The organism is Glutamicibacter sp., assembly GCF_050701915.1.
Lineage (GTDB): Bacteria > Actinomycetota > Actinomycetes > Actinomycetales > Micrococcaceae > Glutamicibacter.
Genome location: NZ_JBOGEG010000017.1, coordinates 74,117 through 81,401, shown reverse-complemented (window position 1 = coordinate 81,401; position 7,285 = coordinate 74,117). Strand labels below are relative to the sequence as shown.

At 60.5% G+C, this 7,285-nt stretch carries 7 protein-coding genes; 1 reads left to right on the top strand and 6 read right to left on the bottom strand.

The features are described from left to right. Positions 1 to 24: 24 nt before the first annotated feature. Complete coding sequence (locus ACRDT3_RS11560; protein ID WP_431493106.1) at positions 25 to 1,755, bottom strand: bifunctional 3-(3-hydroxy-phenyl)propionate/3-hydroxycinnamic acid hydroxylase; 1,731 nt, start codon at positions 1,753 to 1,755, stop codon at positions 25 to 27. Positions 1,756 to 1,892: 137 nt separating this feature from the next. Continuing rightward, positions 1,893 to 2,591, bottom strand: a complete 699-nt coding sequence (locus tag ACRDT3_RS11555; RefSeq protein WP_431493105.1) for an IclR family transcriptional regulator — start codon at positions 2,589 to 2,591, stop codon at positions 1,893 to 1,895. Positions 2,592 to 2,721: 130 nt separating this feature from the next. On the opposite strand from ACRDT3_RS11555, the gene ACRDT3_RS11550 reads away from it, so the two are divergent. Beyond that, a complete protein-coding gene (locus ACRDT3_RS11550) occupies positions 2,722 to 3,186 on the top strand; it encodes a cupin domain-containing protein (RefSeq protein ID WP_431493104.1) in 465 nt (154 codons plus the stop codon). Between the two features lie 67 nt (positions 3,187 to 3,253). On the opposite strand, the gene dmpG is transcribed toward ACRDT3_RS11550, so the two are convergent. Genes dmpG through ACRDT3_RS11530 form a run of 4 tightly spaced genes read right to left on the bottom strand, consistent with a single transcriptional unit; the run spans position 3,254 to position 6,862 of the window. After that, positions 3,254 to 4,282 (bottom strand): 4-hydroxy-2-oxovalerate aldolase, encoded by a 1,029-nt coding sequence (gene dmpG / locus ACRDT3_RS11545; protein ID WP_431493103.1) that lies wholly within the window; start codon positions 4,280 to 4,282, stop codon positions 3,254 to 3,256. A gap of 18 nt (positions 4,283 to 4,300) precedes the next feature. Then, positions 4,301 to 5,236: an acetaldehyde dehydrogenase (acetylating) gene (locus ACRDT3_RS11540; protein WP_431493102.1), complete on the bottom strand. Its 936-nt coding sequence runs from the start codon at positions 5,234 to 5,236 to the stop codon at positions 4,301 to 4,303. 58 nt (positions 5,237 to 5,294) lie between these two features. Continuing rightward, positions 5,295 to 6,137: a 2-keto-4-pentenoate hydratase gene (locus tag ACRDT3_RS11535; RefSeq protein WP_431493101.1), complete on the bottom strand. Its 843-nt coding sequence runs from the start codon at positions 6,135 to 6,137 to the stop codon at positions 5,295 to 5,297. Beyond that, on the bottom strand, positions 6,137 to 6,862 hold the full coding sequence (locus ACRDT3_RS11530; RefSeq protein WP_431493113.1) for a 3-carboxyethylcatechol 2,3-dioxygenase: 726 nt from the start codon (positions 6,860 to 6,862) through the stop codon (positions 6,137 to 6,139). Before ACRDT3_RS11530 ends, ACRDT3_RS11535 begins: the two co-directional genes overlap by 1 nt. Positions 6,863 to 7,285: the final 423 nt, after the last annotated feature.

Here is a 7,285-nt window from a genome sequence, read left to right as displayed (position 1 = left end):
CGCCAAGGCCGCACGGTCTTTGCATTAGTTAGCCGGTGCTGTCGAAGCATCAGCAACGGCGCGAGCTGCCCCCTGGAAATTCATTGCTGCCAAGACCGCATCAATGGTTTGCGGCCCGTCCTGGTTCAGGCAGGCGCCGGCAACGAAGCGGTCCGGGCGGATCAGCAGCATTGGGGTTGGACGGTCGTCGAACCACTTCTTCAAGCGGCCAGTGGCATCCGAGAGGACCAAGGTGTCCTCGTGCATGTCGCGCTTGGCCCATCCGTACTGGGTTTCAGGAACAACTGCGACCAGGCGTGCCCCCAGCTCCGCGAGCTTGGCACGAGTGCGCGCCGGCAGGACATCCGCTGGATCGTTGCCCCAGACCAGCAGGGTCCACCACTTGCCAACAGCCTCGTCGAGCAGCACGGTGCCCAGCTCATCGGTGCGCACCTTGGGCTGGATGAACTGCACGCCCACTGGCGAAACGGTGGTGTTCGCGGTGGTGAATGGAATCAGCTTGCTGGTCAGCTTGCCGTTGGCGCTGCCCGAAGCCTTGGTGCTCGGGTCGGCCAGCACGCCCTTGACGTAGCGCGGCATGGGCTTGAAGCGCATATCCGCGAAGTAGCTCTTGACCGATGGGAAGAGATTGAGCACGCTGGATGCCGTATCACGAGCGATGACACCCAGCGGGTTGGTGATCTTGATGATCTTGCCCATGGTCAGCGACAGGTCCACCATCGCCTTTGCGTGGTCGCGGCGCTCATCGGTGAAGGTGTCGAGCAGCTTATCGGTGGCCTGGCCGGAGAGGATGGTGGCCAGCTTCCAGCCGAGGTTCGTGGCATCGCGCATGCCGGAGTTCCAGCCCTGTCCCATCCATACTGGCATCAGATGCGCGGCGTCGCCGGCGATAATCTGCCGGCCCTTGCGGAATGAGCCAGCCACGCGCGCGTGGTGGGTGAATACGCGGCGCCGGATGTAGTTCAGAGTGCTCGGATCCGGTACGTGGGCGGCCAGCATCTGATTCACGAATTCAGGATCGGTTGCCTGCTCTTCGGTTTCGTCGTCGCGGAGCATGAACTCCCAGCGGCGTACTGCGTGCGGCAAGCCGATAGAAACATAAGGACGCTCCGGGTCGGCGCCCAGGAAAACGTTTGGCGTGCCCAGCGGGTCGTTGTTCACGTCGACCACGAGCCAGCGAGTGGATGGCGATTCGCCTTCGAAGCTCACGCCCAGGCGCTTTCGGGTCGGGGACTTGCCGCCTTCGCAACCAACGAGGTACTGGGCTTCGAAGCGGGTCTCAGTATCGTTGCCTGCTGCGTCGGTAGTCCGGGCAATGGCGGTGACACGGTCTGCGGACTCTTCAACGTCCAGGACTTCGTGGCCGAAGTGAACGTTGACGTTAGCGAATCGGCTCAGGCCATTGAAGAGCTCGCGGTCTACTTCTGGCTGGATGAATCCGTGCTTGCGTTCCCAGCCGAATTCATCGGTCTGCGGGTTATTGATGATGATGCTCTTGCCTCGGCCATTGACCAGGCGCATGATGTGCTGCGGGGTGGTGTGCGGGCGGACCTGTTCAACCAGGCCGATGCTCTGGATGGTGCGCAGCGACTCGTCATCCAGCCCCACGCCTCGCGGATAGTCGATCAGGGTGTCGCGTGCTTCGAGCACAGTCACCGAATGGCCGTAGCCACCAAGGATATTGGCGAGCATGAGGCCGGTTGGACCGGCGCCGACAATCAGGACTTCACTGGTGGTAGGTGTGGACTCAGCCATTGAAAACTCACTTTTGTGTCAATAACGCACACTTTTGAACAGTATGTGCACCGCTTTTGAGTTCCATAACACCACTGTCTGTGACGTGGGTCAACCGGGCGTTCCGCATGGCAGAACGTTTGCTGCCGAAAAGGGGATCAGATGCGGATAAGCCGAGACAGCTCGGCTGCGATGCGTTGCAGGGTCTTGGCCGAATCAGCAGCTTGCTGCTCGCGAACGGTAATCGCATTCAAGCATGCAAAAGGCTGCCCGGCACCAAGCTTCAGGGGCACAGCCAAGCCGTGCATGTTCTCTTCCACTTGCCCGAAGGTCTGTGCATAGCCGCGTTTGCGCACATCGCGGATCTGCTCGGAATCGGTGGCGCGCTCGGGTTCGGCGGCCTGCAGTGCCATGCCCGCGGCTCCCTGCGTAATGGGGTGATGCGAGCCTTCGGAAAAGGCTACGTGATAGGTACCGTGGCGTGGCGAGACCACAGCGAGCGCCACCGCGATATCTGCTTCGCGCACCAGTAGCGAAACGGTGATGCCCAATTCATCGGCCGCTTCGCGCAGCAAGGGCAAAGCCGCGGTGCGAAGATGCTGGTGACCAGCCGCGGCCAAGGGGAGCAAACCGGCCGCGCCGCGGTAGCGGCCATCGGATCCCCGGCGCAGCATCTGCGCATCACACAACGTATTGAGAATCCGGTAGGCCACCGTGCGATGCACGTCGGCTGCGGCGGCTACCTCGGCGGGAGACAAGCCATCGGCAGCTTCCGTGACCAAGCGGAGAATCGCCAGGCCGCGCGCTAGAGTTTGCGACCCTGCGGTGCGAGCAGGTGAGGTAGCGTCTTTATTCACGCTTTGATCATGGCATAGACCGGGCGCACCTTGCTTCTTGAACGGGAAAAACCCGCGTAAACAAGGACACGGCGTTGCGAGGTGCGGCTGCCAGCGATCGGTTCCCGGATTCGGAAGCTGCCGGTATGACGTGCAGCAGCGCAGTGGACTGCAGGTTTCAGGTGGTAGTTGGCTCCCGAAGGGGAAAAGGAGCATGCTGGTAGGTAAATCGACGTCGATTCACATGCACCGGAAAGCGGGAATTCCCTTGAGCGAAAATACTGCTGCTGAACAATCCGAGCTGATTTCGTTTTCAGCGGTGGGCAATGCGGAGCGCAACCCGCTCAAGCCGGGAAAATATGCGGCCAAGCGAATCTTCGCCGGCGAAAAAGCGCAGATCACGGAAATTGCTTTTGACGCGAATGTCGAGCTGAAAGAACATGTAGCTCGCACCCCGATCATCGTTTCGGTGATTGAAGGCGAAATCGAGTTCACCGTAGAAGGGCGCAAATACCCGCTAGCCGTTGGCGGCTGCATATTCGTTGAGGCTAACGTCCTGCATGCGGTTTACGCGCAGATCCCGGCGCGTATCACCGTGACCTTCCTCAGTGCATAGCATCAAGAACGGAAACGGAAGCCGCCCAGTCTGAGACTTTGCGGCTTCCGTTGCACTCGGAGGCGTCCTACTTCTGCGCAGCCAACTGCACCGCCACGTCAACAATCATGTCTTCCTGGCCGCCAACGTATCCGGCCTTGCCGACCTCTTCGAGGATGCGATATGCAGGAACGCCATAGCGATCTGCTGCTCGTTCGGCGTGGATCAGGAATGAGGAGTACACGCCTGCATAGCCCTGCATGATCGAAGCACGGTCCATCACCGGCATGCGGGTGATGAATGGCTTGACTACATCTTCAGCCGCAGCCATGACGCCCTGGATGTCGACACCGGTCTTGATCTCAAGCCGGTCGAAAGCGGCAGCCAGAACTTCGGTAGGGGAATTGCCCGCACCTGCGCCCAGAGCCATCAAGGTGCCATCGATCTGCTTGGCGCCGGCACGCACCGCGTACACCGAGTTGGCAACACCGAAGCTCATGTTCTGGTGGCCGTGGAAGCCTACCTGCGCGTCGCTGCCCAGTTCGGCAACCAGTGCCGAAACGCGGTCAGAGACATCATCCAGGATCAGCGCGCCGGCCGAGTCCACCACATAGACGCACTGGCACCCCGCATCAGCCATGATGCGTGCCTGCTTGGCCAGTTCCTCGGGGGTAATGCGGTGGCTGAGCATCAGGAAGCCGACGGTCTCCATGCCCAGTTTGCGTGCGTGCTGGAAGTGCTGGATCGAAACGTCCGCCTCGGTGCAGTGGGTGGCGATGCGGGCTACCGATGCTCCAACTTCATGGGCCTGGTTCAGGTCGTGGATGGTGCCAAGTCCTGGCAGCATCAGCACAGCGATCTTCGCCTGCTTGGCTTCGTCCACAGCGGCTTTGATCAGATCCAATTCCGGGGTCAGCGAGAAGCCGTAGTTGAAGGAGGAGCCGCCCAGGCCATCGCCGTGGGTTACTTCAATGACCTCAACACGGGAGTCATCCAGCGCACGAACCACCGAGCGAACATGCTCTTCGGTGAATTTGTGGCTCATGGCGTGCGATCCATCGCGCAGGGTAGTGTCGGTCAGACGGATGTCGAAAGCGGTATCCATAGGTGCAGTCATGATTGCGTCCCCTAATCCTTAGTTCACCGACGCGGCGGAACGCGCGGCGTCGATCTTCTCTGAGAGCAGGTCCGCGGTGCGGGTGGCTGCAGCGGTGATGATGTCCAGGTTGCCTGCGTACTCCGGCAGGTAATCGGCGGCGCCAGCTACCTGGACCCAGATGCCGACTCGGCCAAAGCCGCCCCAGTCCTCGCGGGCTTCCTCGAACTGCGGTTCCAGGCGCAACTGGTAGCCCGGGACGTAGTCGCGGATCTGCTCGGCAGCCTTGTCGATGGCGGCGCGGATCGCTTCGCGGGTATCACCGGGTGCAGCGGCTTCTGCCGGAATCATGCAGTAAATGGTGTTGCGCATCATCATCGGCGGTTCCACCGGGTTGATGATGATGATCGCCTTGCCGCGCTTCGCACCGCCAACCACCTCAAGGGCCTTGGCGGTGGTTTCGGTGAATTCGTCCACATTCGCTCGCGTGCCCGGGCCGGCGGACTTCGACGCGATGGAAGCAACGATCTCGGCGTACTCCACCGGGACGATGGAGGAGACCGCGGCAACGATCGGTGTGGTGGCCTGGCCGGCGCAGGTGATCATGTTGACGTTCATGGTGTCGGTCAGCGTATCCAGATTCACCACCGGAGCCAGGTAGGGGCCAACCGCAGCCGGGGTCAGGTCGATGGCGTGGATTCCGGCGGCCTTGTACTTCGGTGCGTTGGCCTCGTGGGCCTTGGCCGAGGTGCATTCGAAGACGAAGTCCGGCAGCTCGTCCTGGGCTAGCAGCCAGTCCACGCCCTCGGCGGATGTGGTGATGCCCAGGCGGGCAGCGCGAGCCAGTCCGTCTGATGCTGGATCTACACCAATCATGTACTTGACCTCGACGTTAGTCGAGCGGCGCATGATCTTGAACATGAGGTCGGAACCGATATTTCCGGAACCGACGATGGCGGCAGTTTTCTTGGCCATGAGAGAGCTTCCTTAGCTACTGGGCAAAAACGAGTTCGTGGGGCAACGGCGGGCGTTGCTAGGAGAAATTGATGGTCAGCGAGCCGAGCGCACCGAAATCAGCGGTGGCACTGGTGTTCTGCTCGACTGGGACGGCACCGGTGAAGGAGCCTGGCAGGATCAGCTGGCCGGCTTCCAGGGCTACACCCTGTTCGCCGAGGACGTTCGCGAGCCATGCCAGTGGGGCTACCGGGTCACCCATGACCGCTTCGCCCTTGCCGCTGGCAACGATCTTGCCGTCGATGAGCAGCGAGCATTCCACGTCGGCCAGGTCCTCGATGGCTACCTCCAAGGGGGTGGTGCCGACGGCAATCGCCCCGCAGGAGGCGTTATCAGCGACGGTGTCCACCAGCTTGATGTTCCAATCGGCAACCCGCGAATCGATGATCTCGATGGCTGCATAGACTTCACCAATCGCTGCAGCTGCCTGCTCGCGGGTGACGCCCGGACCGGAAAGTGTTTCCTTGAGCACGAATCCGAATTCTGGTTCTACCTTTGGCGAAATGAAATTGCCTGCTGGGATGGACGCGTCTTCGTGGTGCACCATGTCAGCGAAGAAGTAGCCGAAATCCGGCGAGTCGACGCCCAGCTGCTGCTGCATGGCCAGCGAAGTCAGCCCGACCTTGCGGCCCGCCAGCACGCGGCCATTGGCTACATGATGCTGCAACTGCGCATCCTGAACCTGGTACGCATCTTCCAGGGTCATCTCCAGTACACGATCACGCAACGGTGGAACCGGGTCCCGGGTCTCGGTCGCGGCCAGCAGTTCGCTGGCCAGTCGCTTGATTAGTTCGCTGCGTGGGGCTTGGGAGGAATGGTTGCTTGCCCAGTCCGCTGCGCCTGCCTGTGGAGCTTGAGTCATTACTTGATCACCGCTGTCGTTACGCCGAAACCGGCAATGTATTCCTTGATTGGCTTGTAGAACTCGTAGGTGACCTCATAATCACCGCAGGCCTTGAGCGCCGAGTATGCGGCAACCCAAGTGCGAACCTCATGCGAGGAATGGCCTGCTACCGCGTCCATCTCGTCTGCGTTCAGTGCATCGAACCCGGTGACATCACCGGACTTGCAGATTTCCAGGAACGCCTGATCCCACTCCGGATTCAGGTCCATGATGTCGGCCTCGCCCTTGGCGAAAGCAACGGCCGTATCGATGGTGCGCTGCTGGCGTGCCGCACGGGCCTCCGGCGTCGGCTTGCGGCCATCGGTGAGGAAAGCACGCTGCTCCTCGGTAGCGGTGGCGATCTGCGGCACAGGGGGATCATGGGAGAGTCCACCCGAACCGATGAACAAGACCTTCTTGTCGGAGTTCTTGAAGAACTCGCCGACAGCCTGGCCGAACTTGCGAACGCGGGAAACCTTGACGAAGGGGCGGGCCACGGAGTTCACGAAGATGGGGATCATCGGCTTGTCCGACAGATTTCCGTACATGATTTCCACGGGCTGCACCGCACCGTGGTCAACTTCCATCTTGCGGCTGATGGCGGTGTCGATGTCCTGGGAGATGACAAATTCTGCCAGGTCCTGGGAGATAGTGGTTGGAACGTTGATCGGTCCATCCCACGAGTTGTAGTCGCCGGTGCCCAGTGCTTCGTAGCCGATGCAGAATGGGGGGCATCAGGTCGTAGAAGAAACCGTTGTAGTGGTCCGGACCGAAGTTGATGATCAGATCTGGATCAAAATCCTTGACGAAGGCGCGAGCCTTCTCGAAGGCTTCTTCAACTGCGGCTTTGACCTCAGCTGGTGGATTGGTGTGTTCCAGCAGCGGACTGTGGGACATGCATAGCAATGCCTGTGGCATGAAGTTCTCCTTGGGATAGAAGCAGACCAATGCGTGTTGCTTATTTATCTAAGTTCTATTCCACTCGCATTGAGCCGCAGTAGCTAGTTCGCGTTCCATCAGTCGGAACACTGAGCGAATACTGTTCAAAGTGACGTGCTTCTCGCCTCAGGAATCGGGCGAATTCCGGGTTAAGCAACAGTGGCGGTGTTTGCCGAGGCCTGCTGACT